General features: G+C 56.6%; 17 protein-coding genes and 2 tRNA genes. 10 read left to right on the top strand and 9 right to left on the bottom strand.

All coding sequences use genetic code 11. From position 1 onward, the window contains the following. Positions 1-31: 31 nt before the first annotated feature. From J3362_RS07845 to der, 3 genes are read left to right on the top strand one after another with little or no spacing between them, the layout of a single operon-like run. Entirely contained in the window at positions 32-688 is a 657-nt protein-coding gene (locus tag J3362_RS07845; RefSeq protein WP_349519019.1) for a YfgM family protein, read from the top strand. After that, entirely contained in the window at positions 688-1,860 is a 1,173-nt protein-coding gene (bamB, locus tag J3362_RS07840; RefSeq protein ID WP_349519018.1) for an outer membrane protein assembly factor BamB, read from the top strand. Before J3362_RS07845 ends, bamB begins: the two co-directional genes overlap by 1 nt. 9 nt (positions 1,861-1,869) lie before the next feature. After that, positions 1,870-3,291 carry a ribosome biogenesis GTPase Der gene (gene der / locus J3362_RS07835; RefSeq protein WP_349519017.1) on the top strand — a complete coding sequence of 474 codons (1,422 nt, stop codon included), beginning with the start codon at positions 1,870-1,872 and terminating at the stop codon, positions 3,289-3,291. Positions 3,292-3,312: 21 nt separating this feature from the next. Here der and pta read toward each other — a convergent pair whose 3' ends face one another. Genes pta through J3362_RS07820 form a run of 3 tightly spaced genes read right to left on the bottom strand, consistent with a single transcriptional unit; the run spans position 3,313 to position 9,137 of the window. After that, entirely contained in the window at positions 3,313-5,475 is a 2,163-nt protein-coding gene (gene pta, locus J3362_RS07830) for a phosphate acetyltransferase (RefSeq protein WP_349519016.1), read from the bottom strand. Positions 5,476-5,502: 27 nt separating this feature from the next. Further along, complete coding sequence (locus tag J3362_RS07825; protein WP_349519015.1) at positions 5,503-6,699, bottom strand: acetate/propionate family kinase; 1,197 nt, start codon at positions 6,697-6,699, stop codon at positions 5,503-5,505. Positions 6,700-6,725: 26 nt separating this feature from the next. Further along, positions 6,726-9,137 carry a bifunctional diguanylate cyclase/phosphodiesterase gene (locus J3362_RS07820; protein WP_349519014.1) on the bottom strand — a complete coding sequence of 804 codons (2,412 nt, stop codon included), beginning with the start codon at positions 9,135-9,137 and terminating at the stop codon, positions 6,726-6,728. A gap of 239 nt (positions 9,138-9,376) precedes the next feature. Here J3362_RS07820 and ccoM point away from each other — a divergent pair, with 239 nt between their 5' ends. Then, complete coding sequence (gene ccoM / locus J3362_RS19810) at positions 9,377-9,529, top strand: cytochrome c oxidase subunit CcoM (protein WP_502882412.1); 153 nt, start codon at positions 9,377-9,379, stop codon at positions 9,527-9,529. Between the two features lie 50 nt (positions 9,530-9,579). On the opposite strand, the gene J3362_RS07810 is transcribed toward ccoM, so the two are convergent. From J3362_RS07810 to J3362_RS07800, 3 genes are all read right to left on the bottom strand, one after another. Further along, a tRNA-Glu gene (locus tag J3362_RS07810) sits at positions 9,580-9,655 on the bottom strand. Positions 9,656-9,773: 118 nt separating this feature from the next. After that, on the bottom strand, positions 9,774-10,700 hold the full coding sequence (locus tag J3362_RS07805; protein WP_349519013.1) for a TIGR01777 family oxidoreductase: 927 nt from the start codon (positions 10,698-10,700) through the stop codon (positions 9,774-9,776). A 53-nt stretch (positions 10,701-10,753) separates the two neighbouring features. Next, a complete protein-coding gene (locus J3362_RS07800; RefSeq protein WP_349519012.1) occupies positions 10,754-11,128 on the bottom strand; it encodes a sirohydrochlorin chelatase in 375 nt (124 codons plus the stop codon). A 100-nt stretch (positions 11,129-11,228) separates the two neighbouring features. On the opposite strand from J3362_RS07800, the gene J3362_RS07795 reads away from it, so the two are divergent. From J3362_RS07795 to J3362_RS07770, 6 genes are all read left to right on the top strand, one after another. Beyond that, positions 11,229-11,831 (top strand): DUF924 family protein, encoded by a 603-nt coding sequence (locus J3362_RS07795; RefSeq protein WP_349519011.1) that lies wholly within the window; start codon positions 11,229-11,231, stop codon positions 11,829-11,831. A gap of 145 nt (positions 11,832-11,976) precedes the next feature. Beyond that, entirely contained in the window at positions 11,977-12,693 is a 717-nt protein-coding gene (locus J3362_RS07790; protein WP_349519010.1) for a murein L,D-transpeptidase catalytic domain family protein, read from the top strand. Positions 12,694-12,751: 58 nt separating this feature from the next. Continuing rightward, positions 12,752-12,827: transfer RNA gene (locus tag J3362_RS07785), tRNA-Gly, on the top strand. A gap of 135 nt (positions 12,828-12,962) precedes the next feature. Beyond that, the gene (locus tag J3362_RS07780) at positions 12,963-13,757 is read left to right on the top strand and encodes an MOSC domain-containing protein (RefSeq protein WP_349519009.1); all 795 of its coding nucleotides are present in this window, start codon (positions 12,963-12,965) and stop codon (positions 13,755-13,757) included. 8 nt (positions 13,758-13,765) lie between these two features. Then, the gene (locus J3362_RS07775) at positions 13,766-15,718 is read left to right on the top strand and encodes an ATP-binding cassette domain-containing protein (RefSeq protein ID WP_349519007.1); all 1,953 of its coding nucleotides are present in this window, start codon (positions 13,766-13,768) and stop codon (positions 15,716-15,718) included. Continuing rightward, positions 15,715-16,383 carry a DUF6901 family protein gene (locus J3362_RS07770; protein ID WP_349519005.1) on the top strand — a complete coding sequence of 223 codons (669 nt, stop codon included), beginning with the start codon at positions 15,715-15,717 and terminating at the stop codon, positions 16,381-16,383. Before J3362_RS07775 ends, J3362_RS07770 begins: the two co-directional genes overlap by 4 nt. A gap of 62 nt (positions 16,384-16,445) precedes the next feature. Here the strand turns inward: J3362_RS07770 and J3362_RS07765 are convergent, their stop codons facing one another. The 3 genes from J3362_RS07765 to J3362_RS07755 form a co-directional block, all read right to left on the bottom strand. Continuing rightward, on the bottom strand, positions 16,446-16,877 hold the full coding sequence (locus J3362_RS07765) for a universal stress protein (protein WP_008174363.1): 432 nt from the start codon (positions 16,875-16,877) through the stop codon (positions 16,446-16,448). 151 nt (positions 16,878-17,028) lie between these two features. Continuing rightward, a complete protein-coding gene (locus tag J3362_RS07760) occupies positions 17,029-17,847 on the bottom strand; it encodes a hypothetical protein (protein WP_008174364.1) in 819 nt (272 codons plus the stop codon). 70 nt (positions 17,848-17,917) lie between these two features. Further along, positions 17,918-18,133 carry a hypothetical protein gene (locus J3362_RS07755; protein ID WP_349519002.1) on the bottom strand — a complete coding sequence of 72 codons (216 nt, stop codon included), beginning with the start codon at positions 18,131-18,133 and terminating at the stop codon, positions 17,918-17,920. Positions 18,134-18,204 lie beyond the last annotated feature (71 nt).

Genomic DNA, 18,204 nt, shown 5'->3' with positions numbered 1-18,204 from the left:
TAAAAGCAAAAATTCGACTACAGGAGTCCTCATGGCAGAGTTGCGCACCGAAGAAGAACAGATCCAGGCGATCAAGGACTGGTGGAAAAAGAACGGCAGCTCACTGCTCATCGGTATTGGTGCGGCCCTGGCCATTGTGTTCGGCTGGCAGGCCTGGCAGAACCAGCAGGCCCAGCAGCGTACCGAAGCGGCCAATCAGTTTGCCAACCTGCTGAATGCCTTCAGCGATCATGCCGATGAAACCAGTGGCGAGACTGTCGCTTTTGTGGCGCAGACTCTCCGGGAAGACTACACAGACAGCGCCTATGCGGTTTACGGCAACCTGATCCTGGCCCGTCAGCAACAGATGCAGGAGGGCAACGCCGAGGCCGCCATTGAGTCCCTGAAGTGGGCCCTGGAGAACACCGGTGAACACGAGGCACTGGCACTTGTCGTACGCAATCGTCTGGCGCGCGCCCAGTTTTCCGCAGGCCAGTACGAAGATGCTCTGGCCACCATCGACGGAGCCGGTAATGCCGATGCGTTTGATGCCATGTATTCCGAGCTTCGTGGCGATATCCTGCTTGCGCAGGGCGACCGCGAGGGTGCGCGTGAGGCCTACCTCTCTGCCCGTGAGCAGAGTCAGCAGGGCCGTAGCGGTATTCTGGAACTGAAACTGGCAGACCTTGGCGTCGGGGAGGATGCCTGATGCCGGTTTTCCGCGACAGGATCTCGAGACGCGGATTTTTCCTGGGGCTGGTGCTTCTGGCTGCGCTTTCCGGCTGCAGCAGCACGGATACGTTTGAGCAACCTGTACCGGTTCCCGAGATTGAGGCTTCCGTCGAATTCGAGCGCGTGTGGAGCATGTCGGTTGGCGATGGCCATGATGGTGATTTTCTCTACCTTGCGCCATTGGTTACCGGTGATCTGATCTACGCGGCCTCTGCAGACGGTGAGCTCTACGCGGTAGCGACGGATTCCGGAGAGGTTGTCTGGGAATCCGAGTTCGGGGATCGCATCTTCTCAGGGCTTGGTGGTGATGGGCAGAATCTGTACCTGACCACCGAGAATGCCGATCTGGTGGCCCTTTCCCGAGAGGATGGCTCTGAGGTGTGGCGTACGTCTTTGCCGACGGAAGTGTTGTCTTCGCCACAATCCAACGGTTCACTGGTCGTAGCCCAGACGACAGACGGAAAGGTACTTGGCTTCAGTGCCACCGATGGCGAGAAGCTCTGGCAGTATGATGGCGCCGTTCCGGTGCTGTCCATGCGCGCTGCTGCTGCTCCCCTGGTTGGCGGTGATGTTGTTATTGCGTCTTTTGCCAGTGGCAAGCTGATCGCGCTGACGGCAGCATCGGGCCAACCCATGTGGCAATACGACGTCGGTCAGCCGCAGGGGCGTACGGAGCTTGAGAGACTGGTGGACGTAACCGGCCAGCCGCTTGTCATTGAGACTGCTGTAATGGTGGTTGGTTACCAGGGCAAACTCGCCCTCGTTGATATTCGTACCGGGCAGGAGATCTGGAGCCGGAAGGCCTCCAGCCTCTACTCTCCGATGATTGGTGGTGGTCAGATCTATCTTGCCGCTGCTAATGGCGAGATCGTTGCCCTCAGAGGCTCGGACCGTCGCGAGGTCTGGACCCAGGATCGTCTTGCCTGGCGCCAATTGACCCAGCCAATGGTTTATGAAGACTACCTGGTGGTGGGCGATTTCGAAGGCTACCTCCATGCGTTGGATCGTGAGGACGGTAGCCTGGTTGGGCAGCGCGAATTCGACGATGAGGGTATCCGCGTACCGGCACAGCGCCTCGCCAATGGTAACCTGCTGGTTTTTGGCAACAGCGGAAAGATGGCCGTATTCCAGGTTAAGCCGCAGGATTGATCCCCAATTATGACCCCAGTTATTGCCCTTGTCGGACGCCCTAACGTCGGCAAATCGACATTGTTTAATCAGATGACCCGTTCCAGGGATGCCTTGGTTGCGGATTTTCCGGGGCTTACCCGAGACCGCAAATACGGTGAGGGCAGCTACGAGGGGCAGCGTTTCATCGTCATAGATACCGGTGGTCTTACCGGTGACGAGCAGGGCCTTGATCTCGAAATGGCCCGGCAGTCCATGCAGGCGGTAGAAGAAGCCGATATCGTGCTGTTTTTGGTGGACGGCCGTGCCGGCCTGACCGCAGGCGATGAACTCATTGCCGACAGTCTTCGCCGCTCGGGCAAGCAGGCGCATCTGGTCGTGAATAAAACCGATGGACAGGATCCGGACATTGCCGCGTCGGATTTCCACAGCCTTGGCTTTGAATCCACGTTCCTGATCGCAGCCTCCCACAACCGCGGAATCCGCTCAATGCTTGAAATCCTGCTGCCCTCTGAAGAGGAGCGGGAGGAAGAGGACCGTGCAGATCGCTATCCCGGCATACGCATTGGCGTGGTGGGCAGGCCGAACGTGGGCAAGTCCACACTGGTCAACCGTATGCTCGGTGAGGACCGTGTGGTGGTTTACGACATGCCCGGCACCACCCGGGACAGCGTTTACATACCCTACGAGCGCCAGGGCAGCCAGTACACGTTGATTGATACCGCCGGTGTCCGTCGAAGAAAGAATGTCAGCGAAGTGGTGGAGAAGTTTTCCATTATAAAAACGCTGCAGGCGATCGATGACGCCCATGTGGTTATTCTGGTTATTGATGCCCGGGAAGGCCTGGTTGATCAGGATCTTCACCTGATCGGGTTTGTGCTGGATGCCGGCCGCTCGCTTGTCATTGCCGTTAACAAGTGGGACGGCATGGACCCGGAAGACCGCGCCCGGGTGAAAGAACAGGTTCAGCGTCGCCTGGACTTTCTGGATTACGCTGATAAGCACTATATCTCGGCGCTTCACGGCTCCGGTGTAGGCGTGATGTATGAGTCGGTGCAAGCCTGCTACGAGTCTGCCATGGCGAAATGGCCAACCAACCGCCTGACTGCGATTCTGCAGGATGCCATAGCCCAGCATCAGCCACCCATGGTGCACGGTCGCCGGATCAAGCTGCGCTACTCGCACCAGGGCGGTTCCAACCCGCCCGTGATTGTGGTTCACGGTAATCAGGTGGATTCGCTGCCGGGCGCCTACAAGCGGTATCTTGAGAATACCTTCCGTAAGGTTCTTAAAGTAACGGGTTCACCAATTCGCTTCGAGTTCAAATCGGGTGAAAATCCGTTTGCCGGTAAAGTGGATCGGCTGACTCCGCGTCAGAAGGTCAAGAAGGACAACGACGAGAAGAAGGGCCGTCGTCCGAAAAAACAGCGCCAGAAGAGCCTCAAGCGCTGAGTGAGTGGCCGGGCTCAGGACTTATTCCTGGTCCGGCCCCGCACTTTCCACCTGCTTGGCCTGCACAGCGGTCAACGCAACCGTAAACACGATATCCTCCACCAGAGCCCCGCGTGAAAGGTCGTTCACCGGCTTGCGCAAGCCCTGAAGCATTGGCCCGACACTGACAACATTGGCACTTCGCTGAACCGCCTTGTAAGTGGTATTGCCGGTGTTCAGATCCGGGAATACGAAGACCGTTGCCTTGCCTGCAACTTTGCTGTCCGGCGCCTTGCTTCTTGCGACGCTTTCGATGGCTGCTGCATCGTATTGAAGTGGTCCGTCTATAAGCAGATCAGGCCTGCGTTCGCGAGCTATCCTTGTTGCCTCTCTTACCTTCTCGACATCCTGACCGCTGCCTGAGTCTCCGGTGCTGTAGCTGATCATGGCGACCAGAGGCTCGATGCCAAAGGCTTCCGCAGACTCTGCACTCTGGATGGCGATGTCGGCCAGTTCCTCGGCGTTAGGGTCTGGATTGATTGCGCAGTCCCCGTAGACCACCACCTGTTGCGGCAACAACATGAAGAACACGGAAGAGACTACCTTTGCATGCTCATGGGTCTTGATCAGTTGTAAGGCAGGGCGCACCGTATTCGCAGTCGTGTGAATGGCACCGGATACCAGTCCATCAGCTTCATCCAGAGCCACCATCATGGTACCGAGAACGACGTTGTCTTCGAGCATGGCTTCGGCCATATCCGATGTCAGGCCTTTATGCTTGCGAAGTTCGACCATCGGAGCGACGTAGCGTTGTCGCACCTCCCCTGGATCAATGATCTCGATATCCCCGGGCAGTTCCAGATCCTGGGAATCCGCTACCCGTTTTATCTCTGCAGCATTCCCGATCAGGGCACACCTTGCCAGCCTGCGTTGATGGCAGATGATGGCGGCCTGTACGGTTCTTGGCTCGCTGCCCTCTGGCAATACGATGCGCTTATTCGCTGCCCGTGCTCGCTCCGACAGCTGGTATCGGAAGGCGGGAGGGGAAAGCCTGTCCTGACGAGCAACCTTGAGATGCTGTTGCAACCAGTTGGTGTCGATACGGGTTGCCACCGCTTCCATCGCCTTTTCAATCCGGTTGGGGTCATCAATCGGGATGGCCGCGGACAGGTTGGCCAGCATGTGAGCAGTTTCATAGGTATTGGCGTCTGACCCCAGAACCGGCAGGCCTGTTTCCAGGGCCCTGTGGCACAGGGTGATCACTCGCTGGTCGGGTATCAGGCCACCGGTCAGCATCAGGCCGGCGAGGGGGACCCCGTTGAGAGCGGCAACAGCGGTGGCTACCACAATGTCTTCGCGATCTCCGGGCGTTACAAGGAGAGTGCCTGGCCTGAGAGTTTCCGTCATATTCCGAATGCTGCGGGCGCAAACCGACACCTTCTGAACCCGTCTGGCGTGCATCTGCCCCTCATTGAGGACCGGCAACCCCAATTCCCTGGCGATGTCGGACACCCGGGGGGCCAGCAAATCCGCTTGCCATGGAATCTCGGCTATGAGGTGAAATCGGCCCTCGCTGAATACCGTGCACTCCGTCTGGTAGTCGACAGTGACGGGGGCAGGGTGGTTGCTGTTGGAACGAGGCTCAAGACCCGACTGCTCGGGCTCCCCAACCTTGTTCAGGATGACGCCGATAACATCCGGGTCGCTGGGACTGGCAAACAGGCGTGATGAGAAGTCCAGTTCTTCGTCCAGTTGCCTGGCGTCCAGGTTTTTGGGCGTGCTCACCAGGATTACTTCGGAACCCAGGTTACGGGCAACTTCCACGTTCAGCCTGGCGATATAGGCTTCGCTGCGGTCTGGAACCAGGCCTTCGATGATCACCACATCGACATCCCGGGCAACCTTCTGGTATTCACCCACGACTGTTTCGAGGAGGTAGTCGGCTTTGCCTTTGTTGAGCAGTTGTTGCGCTTCCTTGAGGGCAATCGGGTCTGGCGGGTTCAGGTGGCTGCTGGCCCTCACAAACGCCACCGAGGAGTCCTGGCCAGCGTTGTGCATGGATTCGGCGCGGTGAACAGCCTGGCAGAAGGGTTTGTAGAAGCCAACGCTGACGCCTACCCGTTCAAGGGCGCGCAACAGGCCCAGGCAAACGGAGGTCAGGCCTGAGTCCATGGACGTCGGTGCAAAAAAGAGACTCTTTGCCATAGTGGTATTCCTGATGATGCGTTTGGGTCAGGCCTGAATGTCAGAGCCTGCAAGCCGGGCTGCTTCCCGGGCAATGACCAGTTCCTCGTTGGTGGGTATCACCAAAACCGGGAATCGCGAGTCGGGGCTTTCAATATGTCCGTCGCTGAATTGGCCATGATGGATGTTGAGGTCCTGGCTGAGCTCGAATCCCGCCAGTTTGAGATGGCGAATGGTTTCTTCCCTGATCCGCGGGCTGTTTTCCCCGATGCCGCCGGTGAAAACCAGAGCGTCCAGCTGGCTCAGGGACGCCATCATCGCGCCAACGTAGCGGGCCAGGCGGAAGCAGAACACATCAATAGCGGTTTGTGACGGTTCATGGCCATGGTCCGCGAGTTCACAGAGTGAGCGCATGTCGTTCGTCTGGCCGGACAGTCCAAGGAGGCCACTCTCCTGATTCAGAACCCGATGAACCTCCTCCGCGGCGATGCCCTTGCTGCGGAGAAAGTCGAACAGGCCGGGGTCGACATCCCCGCTACGGGTGCCCATTACCAGACCCTCAAGTGGCGTCAGGCCCATGCTGGTATCCACACTGATTCCGTCACGGATGGCGGTAATGCTGCATCCGTTGCCCAGATGGGCCGATATGACAGAGGTGGTTGCCGGCGTTCTGCCCAGCAAGCGGGCGGCTTCTGATGCCATAAAGTCGTGACTGGTACCGTGGAATCCGTATCGCCGAATCCCCCAGTCGCGGTACCAGGCCTCCGGAAGCGCATAGAGGAAGGCCCGCCTGGGCAAGGTTTGATGAAACGCGGTGTCGAAAACCGCCGTCTGCGATACATCGGGAAACTGTGCCAGGGTTGCCCGAATTCCGGACAAGTTAACCGGGTTGTGAAGAGGAGCAAGGCCTGCGCAGCTTTCAATGGCTTTGAGCACTTCGCCATCAATGAGTACGGCCTCATGGAAGGTTTCACCACCATGAACGACCCTGTGACCTATGGCCCAGGGAGCTGTTGTCATCAGCCCCAGGTCCCGGAAAGCCGCGACCAGTGTATCAAGCGCCTGATCATGGTCGGCGCCAGCGTCCAGAGGAATCGTTCCTTCCTGGCCTTCAATGCGAGCAAATGCATCGTTCTGGCCGAGGCGCTCGGCCTGAGCGGATGCCAGTTTCCCGAATTGGTCGTTGAACAGTGCGAGTTTCAGTGATGAGCTGCCGCAGTTCACGACAAGTACGGTGTCTTCCATGGGAATGGGCGTCCAACGGTTTTAAGCTATACGCGATGATTGCTGGTCAGCCAGGCATCAAAATCTGCCGCCGGCAGCGGGCGACTGTAGAAATACCCCTGGGAGAAGTCACAGCCTTCCTTCTTCAGGAAGTGGGTCTGAGCCTCTTCCTCAACCCCTTCGGCGATCACGCGCAGGCCCAGGCTATGAGCCATGTTGATAATGGCTCTTACCAGTGAGGCGTCCTCAGGCTCCTTCATGACGTCCTGAACAAACGACTTGTCAATTTTCAGGGTATCAAACGGATAGCTCTTGAGGTAACTGAGCGCTGAATAGCCGGTACCAAAATCGTCTACTGACAACCGGATGCCGGCTTTGTCCAGTTGGCGAAGGATTTCGGCGGTTTCGATCGAGTTGTCCAGAATCAGCCGTTCGGTAATTTCGAGTTCCAGCTGTTCGGGCGCCAGGCCACTGGTCGCCAGAGCGTGCATAACAGCCTCGGTAAAACCCGGATCACGGAACTGACGGGGCGACACGTTGACGGAAATGCCAATGTCTTTCCCGGTGGCTTCCTTCCAGCCCATGGCGGCCCGACAGGCCTCCAGGAGAACCCACTCACCGATCGGTGTAATCAGGCCGGTTTCCTCAGCCAGGGGAATGAATCGATCAGGCATTACCATGCCCATGGCCGGATTGTTCCACCGCAGCAACGCCTCAACCGAGCAAAGCGTGCCCGAGTCGGTATTAACAATCGGCTGGAAATACAACTCGAACTCCTTCAGCTCCAGAGCCCTGCGCATGCTGGACTCCATCTTCAGGCGTTCATGGGAGACTTCGGTCATTTCTGGCGCGAAATGGGCAAACGAGCTCTTGCCCTTGTGCTTGGCCTGGTACATGGCGGCATCAGCGTGCTGCAGGAGCGTGCCGCTGTTGTCGGAGTCCGTCGGGAAAATGGCGATGCCGATACTCGTGGTTACAAACACCTCCTGCCCATTCAGTATGTACGGTGGCGAGAAGGTTTTAAGGATACGCTCGGCGACCTGCGAGGACGCCTCCGGGCCAGTCAGGCCCGGCAGGATCACGAGGAACTCATCCCCACCCAGCCGGGCAACGGTGCTGGTACCGCGAAGGCAACTGGAAATTCGACGGGCAGCCTCAATCAGCAAGTTATCGCCGGCATCGTGGCCAAGAGTGTCGTTAATGTGCTTGAAGTTGTCGAGATCCAGGAACATGACCCCCACAAGCGTACTTTCCCTGCGTGCCTGGGCCAGTGCCAGCTTCAGCCGGTCCAGGGCAAGCATCCGGTTGGGCAGCCCGGTAAGGATGTCGTAATTGGCCTGACGCAGCAGTTGTTGTTCATAGCGTTTCCGAATGCTGATGTCCTCACCGAGGATGAGGTACCCGGTGGTGCCGCCGGCCTCGTCCTTGATCGGGGTGACAATCAGTTGCTCCCAGAAACGTTCTCCGTTTCGGCGCACACTGTTTACTTCACCCTGCCAGACTCCGACTCGTTGCACCTGCAAGCGGATGGACTGCCACAGGTGTCGGCTATCACGGTTCTCTATGTCGTTTTCACCCAGTGCGCCAGGGTGTTTGCCGATGATGGAGGCAGCCTCATAACCGGTCAACTGGGTGAATTTCTGGTTGGCAAACTCGATACGCCATTGGCGGTCGCAGATCAGAACGGAGGACGGGCTCTGCTCAATGGCTTTGGAAAACTTGCGAATTTCCGCCGCATCCTTTTGTTGCCGTTCCATGTCCGCGTTGAGACGTTCACGCATCTGGTTGATGGCGTCCGTGACACGGCCGAGCTCATCGTTCCGATTAGACGGCGTGTTGGGCCTTTCGAGGGTAAGTGGCTTCGACGTTGTTGTCAGTGAGAAGTCGCGGGCGTAGTTCGCCATGGTGGTCAGATGGCGCGCAACGAAATGCTGGAATATCCAGATGATCAGTATCGAAACAAAGAACGTCTTCAGGAATTGGGTCAGCAGAATGACACCCACCTTGCGCTTCAGTTCGTCGTAGACGCGATCAAGGTCTGCGGTCACCGTCAGTTCGCCCAGCTTGAACATTTCATCGCCCTGATGGATGAGGCTGAAGCTGTGAGAAGTGGTTTTCGCGTCCCTCGGTATCTCGCCCATAACGAGTTCGGAATCGGGTTCTATTCGCAAGCGAAGGTGCACCACATCCGGCAGGCTGAGTATGCCCTCCATCTGGGTTTGCAGGAGCTTCTGGTCCAGGGCCCACAAGCTTCTGGCAAGGCTGGAGGCGTAGCCCGACTCTACAACCTGCATGCGGTTGTCGATTTGAGAGAGATCTTTTCGATAATCGGAGTAGATCTGGAGCGCGGATGCCACCAGTGTAAAGGCCGAGCTGAATAGCAGAATCCACGCTAACAGCCTGAAGGACAGGGGCGAGCCTGTGCGAAAACGTTGAAGACGCGTCGACAGTTTTGGCATGTCTTGAACTTCAGCCACCCAGACCGGTTAGGAGATCGGACACTTCCTTTGTTTCCGACTATAGCAGCAGTTTCTTTCGAATGCCTTGCAAATACAGGAAAAATCGAAGGAAATGTGTTGTGGTTCAGTATTTATGCGTACATCCGGTCTGACAGGTACGTTGACCTGGATCAATACCTTGCGGGCGGCCCGGGCGTAACCTGAGTTTAATCAAGTTAACTGCCGGAAGGAGAAACAAAATGTATATGGACGCCGTTGTGATCGCAGGTATTGCCACTGTACTGCTGATGCTTGGCTTTTTTGTGGGTGTTGGCATCTTCGTGATGAAAGATCAGAAAGCGCACGGACACCAGGATAGAAAAGAAGAGAAGCACGGCCATAAGCCGGTATGACGATGAAGTCGGGAAACTGCGGTTTCCCTGACACACCAGGGCAGAAAAATTGGCGTCCCCTAGGGGGTTCGAACCCCTGTTGCCGCCGTGAAAGGGCGGAGTCCTAGGCCACTAGACGAAGGGGACGCAACGTTTTCAACACCTTGCCTCGTCGAGGTGGCGCGTATATTAAGAAAGCTTCGAAACGCTGTCAACGTCTTTTGTGAAAAAAATCAGGGGGGCTGAACAGGGCACCCCCTTGGGGTCATCCTTTTTGTCCGGCTGCCCCTGGAGCAACGGATTGGGTCAATGCCTGATCCAGGTCCGGATACCGGAACTGGAATTGCTGGCTGACCAGCTTCTCCGGAATTGCCCGCTGGCCCGTCAGAAGAAGCCTCGCCATCTCCCCCAGAGCCACCTTGAGCACCGGAGCAGGTGCCGGGAAGAGGGTGGGGCGGTGTAAAACCCTGCCCAGGCTCCGGGTGAACTCTGCGTTCGTTGCCGGGTTCGGGCTTACGACATTGTATGGGCCTGATGCGTCCGGGTTTTCCATCATCCATATAAGTGCGCTGACCACATCGTCCCGGTGGACCCACGGCATGTACTGGGTACCGCTGCCCAGGCGTCCGCCCAGACCTAATTTGAAGGGCAGGAACATCCGCTCGAGGAAGCCACCATCCGGGCCTGCCACAACGCCTGTGCGGGAGAAGCACAGGCGAACGCCATCGTCGGCAAGTGGTTTGGCGGCGTTTTCCCAGTCGCGGCACAGCTGATGCGTAAATTCGTCATTCGGGCTGGTGCTTTCGGTGACCGTGGCTGATCCCTGGTCCCCGTAAAAGCCAACGGCCGATCCCGAAACGACCACATTCGGAACTTGTTCCCAACTTCGGATGACGTCAACCAGGGTTTCGGTGACGCCAATGCGGCTATCACGGAGTTCCTGCTTTCGGGACTCCGACCAGCGTTTATCCGCGATACCTTCCCCGGCAAGATTGATGACGGCATCGTATCCGGGGTGAGAGCGAAGCTGCTGAAGATCACGGATTGCCTCGACCCGCCCGCAGCTTGATTTGACCGTTTCGGCCGGCTGCCGGCTGAGAACCGTCAGCTCGTAATCCCGTGCCAACAATTCACGGCAGAGAACGTGGCCAATGAACCCGGTTCCTCCGGTAATCAGAATCCGTTTCGACATAATCGATACTCCTGTCGCGCACTGGCCTCTGGCGCTGTCTCAGAACGCCCGGTTCAGGCGGGTGTCTCTTCCAGTTGAAGCATAACAACATCGCGAATTGCCTGTCCCAGGAGAGGGTTTTCCCCAATCGGAGGTGCAAGCTGAATGGATACGCCGTGGGCTTTTTCAAGTTCTTCGATCATTGCCGGAACATCCTTGCGCAAGTGCCGGCCGGCCGCGAGGAACAGTGGAACGATCGTAAACTCGGTGATGCCTTGAGTCACACCTTCCTCGATGATCGCATCAATGGATGGTTCCGCCAGTTCCATATAGGCGACTCTGGCGTTGTCGACAGACGCGAGAGTCGGCGCCGCAAGCTTTTCGAAGGTTTCACACCAGCGCTTGTCACTGCTTCCATGTGCCAACAGAATAATGCGGGGGCTGCTCATTACCGCTCCTGAAGTAGTCAATTTTTTAGGGCCTGTCGTAAGTCGGGAAAGCCGGCCTCATAGAAGGGCCGGTACCATTAAAGTAACAGGGTGACGGTTAATGTTCGATTGGAAAGAGATTCTGGATTTCTGGTTTGGCGAACTTGACGAACATGGGCTGCCAGACAGCGACCACCGGAACAAGTGGTTCCGATCGGACCGCAGGTTTGACCAGGAGATACGCCGGCGTTTCCTTTCAATGGTGTTGTTTGCTTCCGAACAGGGGTTGGACCACTGGCGGAGTGAGGCCGGCGGGGTACTTGCCGAGATCATTCTCCTTGACCAGTTTTCCCGAAATATCTTTCGCGGCGGTGCCATGGCGTTTGACCAGGATCGCCAGGCGCGCAAGCTCTGCCGGCAAGCGATGCATAGAGGGCACGATACGATGCTGCCGCCTGTGCACAGAGCGTTTCTCTATATGCCGCTCCAGCATTCGGAGCTCAAGGACGACCAGGACATGTCCGTGGAATGCTACGAGCAACTGGCGCGGTCAACTGAAGGAATCCTTTCCGATTTCATGGGCAGCTTTCTGCAGTCCGCGAAGGATCACCGGGCGATCATACAGAAGTACGGGCGATTCCCTCATCGCAACAAGGCACTCGGCAGAACCTCTACGGCGGAAGAGCGCGAATACCTGGAGGGTGGTCGCCGGTTCGGCCAGTAGCGCGAGCGCCCCTTCCTTAAAGTTTTGTATAGAAAACGTACATTCAGACGGAGTTGGCACTTTTCCCTGATAAAATGCGCAACACTGAGATTGCATGGGATATCGATCCTTCTTTGGCTTGCAATCATTTTACCGGGGATCTGGAATGAAAAAGACGCGGCGGCTTTTACCCGCTGGCCTGCTTTTGGCTTTTTTGGCTGGGCTACCACTGTCATCGTTTGGCGCCTCTCTGGACGACGACCTCTTAGGTCGCCTGAGTGCCGCCGCTCCAAAGCTCGACACAAAGGTTCTCAGGACCGCAATCAGCGCGTCCCGGTGCGCTGTCTCCAGTGGTGTTCAGATGCCCGAGCGGCTTGCGGTGATTGATTTCTCGTTGCCGTCCAGTCAGGAAAGGCTGTGGATCTTCGATCTCGAGAAGGGCGAGCTGTTGCTTCGGGACCTGGTTGCTCACGGCAAAAATTCCGGGAATTTCAAATCGACCGCTTTCTCCAACGTGGAAGGTAGTTACCAGTCCAGTATCGGGCTTTTCCAGGCCAGGGAATCCTATTACGGCAAGCACGGCTATTCGTTAAGGCTGGATGGTCTCGAGCCCGGGATCAACGATCTCGCCCGGCAGCGCGCCATCGTTATACACGGTGCGGATTATGTGAATGATGACTGGGTGACCAAATACGGCCGCATAGGGCGTAGTCACGGGTGCCCGGCCGTTGATAACCAGATCATCAAGCGAGTTGTCGACAATCTCAAGGGGGGGCAGTTGGTGTTCAAGTACTATCCGGATCAGGAGTGGCTGCACAGTTCCGGATTCCTGAAATGTGATAACCGTACACTGGCAGGAAAAAACCTTAAAAAAAGTGGTTGACGGTTCCGTCGGGATCCGTAGAATACGCCTCCGTTGTCGGCAACAGCCGAACAGCATTGCGGGAATAGCTCAGTTGGTAGAGCACAACCTTGCCAAGGTTGGGGTCGCGAGTTCGAATCTCGTTTCCCGCTCCAGATTTCGAAAACCCGGTCCTGAAAAGGGCCGGGTTTTTTCGTTTTCGGGCACCTGCAACCTCGGCGCCGGGGATTGCGGTCAGGTATACTCATCAGCCTGTTTCGAGTCCCGATTCTCTGTGGGAGGTTGCCTCCATGAAGGTCCATTCGCTGTTCGTATACCCTGTCAAATCCCTTTCCGGTATTGAGGTGACCAGTTTTCATACTGACGATTTCGGTCCAGTCGGAGACAGGCGATGGATGATCGTTGATGATGAGCTGCGGTTTGTCACCCAGAGAGAGCATCCCGAACTCGCCCGCGTGGAAACGCAGTTGGATGGCGATCAGGTTGTTATCAACATTCCCGGTGAAGGTGAGTTTGGTCTGACAGCCTCCAATGACGAGCTTCGCGTACTGGTGTGGCGGGACTGGGTGAAGGCTCTGGCCGGCTTGCCAGAAGCCAGTGATGCTCTCAGTCGGTTTTGCCGCAAGCCTGTTAGCCTGGTATTCATGCCGGACAGCTCCTTCCGCCGCGTTGATGCGGGCAGGGTCGATGAGTACCGGCGAGTGGGCTTTGCTGATGGTTTTCCTTTCCTGGTTACCAACACCGCCTCGTTGGCAGACCTCAACACCCGGCTGGAGGTGCCCGTGGAGATGCGGAGGTTCCGTCCCAACATAGTGATTGAGGGCGCGGACGCCTGGGATGAGGACCATTGGCAGAGCTTGAGCATTGGCAATAACCGTCTGAGTATCGTAAAGCCCTGTTCACGCTGCGTAATGACGACCGTCGACCCCTCGACCGGCCTGAAGGATGCTGCCGTGCAGCCGCTCAGAACCCTGTCCCGCTATCGCAGGACCGGTGAGGGCGTGATCTTCGGCCAGAACGCGATTCATGAATCACCAGGACTTATCCGGGTTGGTGAACCCGTTACTGTCAATCAATCGGAGTAAAACCAAACGTGCCACTGTTAACGCTGGACTCAGTCTCCCTGGCTTATGGAATGCATCCGCTGCTTGACCAGGCCTCATTGGTTATCGATGCCGGAGAGCGTGTGTGTTTGCTGGGACGAAACGGCGAGGGAAAATCGACCCTGCTGAAGATTGTTAGCGGCGAGGTGACACCCGATGGTGGCGTGGTTCGTCTCGATGAGGGCGCTGTTCTGTCGGTGCTGCCGCAAAATCTGCCTTCCGAGGACATCCGCACGGCCTATGAAGTCGTCGCCGGGGCCTTTCCTGAAACCGGCAAGTTGCTGGCAGAGTTCCATCAGTTGTCCCAGCAGGGTGACGAGGCGAGCCTGGACCGGTTGATGAAAGTCCAGGAGCGTCTTGAAGCCCTGGACGGCTGGAGACTGGATCAGAAGGTAACCACCATTCTCGGCCAGTATGGCGTTGATCCGGATCAGACCCTCGATACCCTCTCGGGAGGCTGGCAGCGCCGTGTTCTCCTGGCAAAAGCATTGGTCGCCGATCCGGACATACTATTGCTGGACGAACCTACGAACCACCTTGACGTTCCCGCGATCGCCTGGCTGGAAGAGGCCCTGGGCCAGTTTCGCGGCGCCATGTTGTTTGTCAGCCATGATCGGGCGTTTATCCGGCGTATGGCGACCAGGATTGTAGAACTGGACCGCGGGAAGCTGGTGAGCTTCGCTGCCACCTACGACCGCTACCTGGATCTCAAGGAAAAAGCGCTGGAGGAAGAAGAACGGCAGAACGCGCTGTTTGACAAGCGCCTCAAGCAGGAAGAGGCCTGGATTCGGCAGGGCATCAAGGCTCGCAGGACTCGTAATATGGGGCGTGTTCGTGCCCTGAAGGCCATGCGTGAGGAGCACAGGCAGCGTCGTGTGCGGGGCGGAACCGCAACTTTCGCGGTGGAGGACGCGGCGCGCTCAGGAAAGCTTGTGGTTGAAACCCGGGATGCGGGCTTTGCTTATCCCGATGGCACTCCGGTCATCAGAGACATGAATCTCACCATTCTGAGAGGGGACAAGATCGGGCTTGTTGGGGAAAACGGTACAGGCAAGACCACGCTTGTTCGACTACTGTTGGGGGATTTGGAACCAACCGAGGGATCCATTCGTCTTGGTACCAATCTGCAGGTTGCCTATTTCGATCAGTTGCGCGGAGAGCTCGATCTGACGCGGAACGCATTGGACAACCTCTCCGAGGGTCGCGAGTTCATCGACATCAATGGCCAGAGCAAACACGTTCTCGGCTATTTGCAGGAGTTCCTGTTTACCCCGGAGCGAGCCAGATCTCCGGTCAGTGTTTTTTCTGGTGGCGAGCGGGCCCGGTTGCTTCTGGCCAAGCTCTTCAGCAAGCCCGCGAATATCCTGGTGCTCGACGAACCGACCAATGATCTGGACGTTGAAACACTGGAATTGCTGGAAGAACAGCTGGCGGAATTTGCCGGCACAGTGATCGTGATCAGTCACGATCGTGAGTTTCTCGATAATGTGATCACCGAAACGGTTTTCCTGGACGGTTCGGGCAAAGTGCGTGAGTACGTTGGCGGTTACACAGACTGGCGTAGGCAGGGCGGTTGCTTCCCCTCAGAAGCCACGGGTAACCGGCCGGACAAGCAGGATAAAAACGGCAAGACATCCGGTAGCGCCGAAAAGGCCGTATCAAAGAAACCGGCAGAGAACGCAAAACCGCGGGCAGAATCTGAAAAGGGCAAACCCGTGAAACTGAGTTACAAACTCAAGCTCGAGCTGGAGCAGTTGCCAGGGCAGATCGAAGGGCTTGAGCAGGAAGTCGCCGGCCTGCAGGAAAAAATTTCCCAGGCTGATTTTTATTCAGGCCCACCGGATGAAGTCTCGGCCACTCTGGAAGCATTGACGGAAAAGGAAAACCGTCTGGAGCAGGTCATTGAGCGGTGGATGGAGCTGGAAGAACAGGCAAATCAATGAATGTACATTACGATTTCAGATTTCAGGACGGCCGTAGGGTTGAGTTTAAAGTAACGGACAAGCCGTCCCGGCCTTCCGGAAAACTTCCGTCCTGGACACAGCTGGAACATTGCCAGTGCAGCAACTGTCCTTTGAAGACTTCCGAATCCTCCCACTGTCCTGCGGCAATCGAGATATTGCCGGTGGTGGAGGCCTTTCGGGATGAGGATGCCTACCAGAAGGTGGAAGTGAAGGTAACCGATGATCGTCGAAGCTATGAGAAGCAGACGGCGCTTGAGGAGGCACTTCGATCGTTGCTCGGGCTGAAAATGGCGACCAGCGGGTGTCCGGTTCTGTCAGAGCTCAAGCCCATGGCGGTTCATCACCTGCCGTTCGCAAACACCGATGAATTCATTATGCGCAGCGTTTCCCACTACCTGTTGCAGCAATACTTTGCGAAACGGAATCATAAGGCGCCAGACTGGGAGTTGAAGGGGCTGGTGGAGAGGAATCAGAGGCTGCAGTTGGTCAACCAGGCCCTGTGGCAGAGAATTCACTCAGTCTGCAAGGGTGACAGCAATCTGAAGGCACTACTGAACTTCTTTTCGATGGCCTCGAGTGTCAGTTTCTCGCTGGAAAGCCAGCTTCGCAAACTTGAAGCGAAAATGGAGGGGGAGGGGGGCTGAACGCCGCTTTCGTTCTCAACAGGCCCGGGTTCACGCCCCGGGCCTTTTTGTTGGCCAAAGCATTAATGAATGCGAACGGCCAGAACATCGCATTCGGTTCCATGCAGGACCCCGTTTGCGGTGGAGCCCAGCAACAGCTGAAAACCCTTCCGGCCATGGCTGCCCACGATCACAAGGTCGACTTCCTGTTCCTTCGCAAGCCTGTGGATTTCGGACTCGGGGCGCCCGACCGTCACCACCTGATTGTTTTTGGCCACACCGTATTTGTCGCCGTAGGTTCCCAATTGCTCGCGAGCTGCTTTGTCGAGTTGGTCCTGTAGCTCGGTCAGATCCATCGGAATATCGCCACCATAGGCATAGCCGACAGGCTCAACCACATGAACCAGCATCAGCTCCGCACCATGGGCTTCGCTTATGGCCTTTGCCTTGTCCAGTACCTGTGGGGCTTCTTCTGTCAGGTCAATCGCAACAAGCATCTTTTTATAGGCAGACATCGTATCGCTCCTTCGCACACGGGATATTATTCTGAGGATAGTACCTTAAATCGGGTCGGGAAAGTGTAGCGGGAAACTGACGGGTATCAAAAACAGAGGCGGAAAAGTGCTTTTCTGGCAGGCAATTAGGCCTGCCAGAAAAGCAGGGCGGTCAGGCGTTGCCCTTGAGCAACTCAATGGTTGTCGCAAGTCCTTTGAGGATACCCTTGGAATAGCGATCGATTACAAAGCCCACGTTGTTTTCGTTGTAATTAATGTAGGAGCCACGGATAAACTGCCATTTGGCGGAGATGTCATTCAGCGCGTCCTTGAGCTCCGGTGTTCCCTGGCCCTGTATAACGGACGCCAGCAACTGGTCCAGCTCCCGAGCCTGTTCATCAAGCGGGGTTTCGGTTGAGGAGCCCTGGAAGGTCTGGGCGACAGAGGAGTTTGTCCTGACCGAGTACTTCGCCATCATCTGGGCCATTTTTACGGCAGCCGAACGGGCCGCTTCTACCCTTGGGTTGGTCTCGGTCTGTGAGCTCTCCTGGGCCACCTTGTATAGCTCTGTGGCTTTCTCGTTCATCGTGAGTGCCTGGTTGGCCATGTCTGAGACCAGTCGCAAATCGGGGTAGCCCTGGTTGCGCACATCGTTGATGTTGTCCCGCATCAGGTTCTTGAACTTGTCAAATTCCTGGTTCAGCCCCTCAACTTCCTCGGCTGACAGCACGCCTGAATCGCTGCCCGCGATGGAATTCATGGAGTCGTTGGCCGAGTTGATGCCCTGTACAATCTCGTTCAGGGTGCCGGTATCACCGGTTCCGCTGAAACGGTAGTAGGCGTCCAGAGCCATGTAGTTGCTGACGCGGAAATTGTGAAGATCGGAGAGAAATCCGTCGGCACTGTCCTGAGCGCGGGCACCCATGGACGTGAGTGCAAGGAGAATCAGTGCGGCTACAAGGGAACGTATCCGCAGGTTTGCGTCTTTCATCGGATGGGTCTCCGTAATGCGGTTTTATTATTGTGGACCAAAGTCGTAGATCGAAGGTAAAGTAACTCCGTCAGCCAATCAAGCAGTTTTGGCGGCGGTGTAGCCCGTAAATGTAAACAACTTTGAAATTTGCGTGACGAAGTTCCGGTTTTTTCTGAGCAGTGGCTTCCAGTTCACTGAAACATAACAATTCCGCTCCAATTTTCTTCGGTTGCCCCCGGTATTGCGGGGACTTTTGCAGCCCTCCCGAAAGAAACAAATTGACAAATGCGCCGTTTTTTTTCATCGTGTGCCCTCACGATTCAAACGACTGTATGAATTTTTGGATCGGATGATCGGGCAGTGACCGAAATCTCG

It is taken from the genome of Marinobacter sp. NFXS11 (genome assembly GCF_040148675.1).
In the GTDB taxonomy this organism is placed as follows: Bacteria; Pseudomonadota; Gammaproteobacteria; order Pseudomonadales; family Oleiphilaceae; genus Marinobacter.
The sequence above is the reverse complement of the archived record's forward strand: the minus strand, read 5'-3'. Positions and strand labels throughout refer to the sequence as shown.

Coding starts and splice junctions, on each gene's coding strand:
- J3362_RS07845 (WP_349519019.1), top strand. CDS start 32: ATGGCAGAGTTGCGCACCGAAGAAGAACAGATCCAGGCGATCAAGGAC.
- bamB (WP_349519018.1), top strand. CDS start 688: ATGCCGGTTTTCCGCGACAGGATCTCGAGACGCGGATTTTTCCTGGGG.
- der (WP_349519017.1), top strand. CDS start 1,870: ATGACCCCAGTTATTGCCCTTGTCGGACGCCCTAACGTCGGCAAATCG.
- pta (WP_349519016.1), bottom strand. CDS start 5,475: ATGGCAAAGAGTCTCTTTTTTGCACCGACGTCCATGGACTCAGGCCTG.
- J3362_RS07825 (WP_349519015.1), bottom strand. CDS start 6,699: ATGGAAGACACCGTACTTGTCGTGAACTGCGGCAGCTCATCACTGAAA.
- J3362_RS07820 (WP_349519014.1), bottom strand. CDS start 9,137: ATGCCAAAACTGTCGACGCGTCTTCAACGTTTTCGCACAGGCTCGCCC.
- ccoM (WP_502882412.1), top strand. CDS start 9,377: ATGTATATGGACGCCGTTGTGATCGCAGGTATTGCCACTGTACTGCTG.
- J3362_RS07805 (WP_349519013.1), bottom strand. CDS start 10,700: ATGTCGAAACGGATTCTGATTACCGGAGGAACCGGGTTCATTGGCCAC.
- J3362_RS07800 (WP_349519012.1), bottom strand. CDS start 11,128: ATGAGCAGCCCCCGCATTATTCTGTTGGCACATGGAAGCAGTGACAAG.
- J3362_RS07795 (WP_349519011.1), top strand. CDS start 11,229: ATGTTCGATTGGAAAGAGATTCTGGATTTCTGGTTTGGCGAACTTGAC.
- J3362_RS07790 (WP_349519010.1), top strand. CDS start 11,977: ATGAAAAAGACGCGGCGGCTTTTACCCGCTGGCCTGCTTTTGGCTTTT.
- J3362_RS07780 (WP_349519009.1), top strand. CDS start 12,963: ATGAAGGTCCATTCGCTGTTCGTATACCCTGTCAAATCCCTTTCCGGT.
- J3362_RS07770 (WP_349519005.1), top strand. CDS start 15,715: ATGAATGTACATTACGATTTCAGATTTCAGGACGGCCGTAGGGTTGAG.
- J3362_RS07765 (WP_008174363.1), bottom strand. CDS start 16,877: ATGTCTGCCTATAAAAAGATGCTTGTTGCGATTGACCTGACAGAAGAA.
- J3362_RS07760 (WP_008174364.1), bottom strand. CDS start 17,847: ATGAAAGACGCAAACCTGCGGATACGTTCCCTTGTAGCCGCACTGATT.
- J3362_RS07755 (WP_349519002.1), bottom strand. CDS start 18,133: ATGAAAAAAAACGGCGCATTTGTCAATTTGTTTCTTTCGGGAGGGCTG.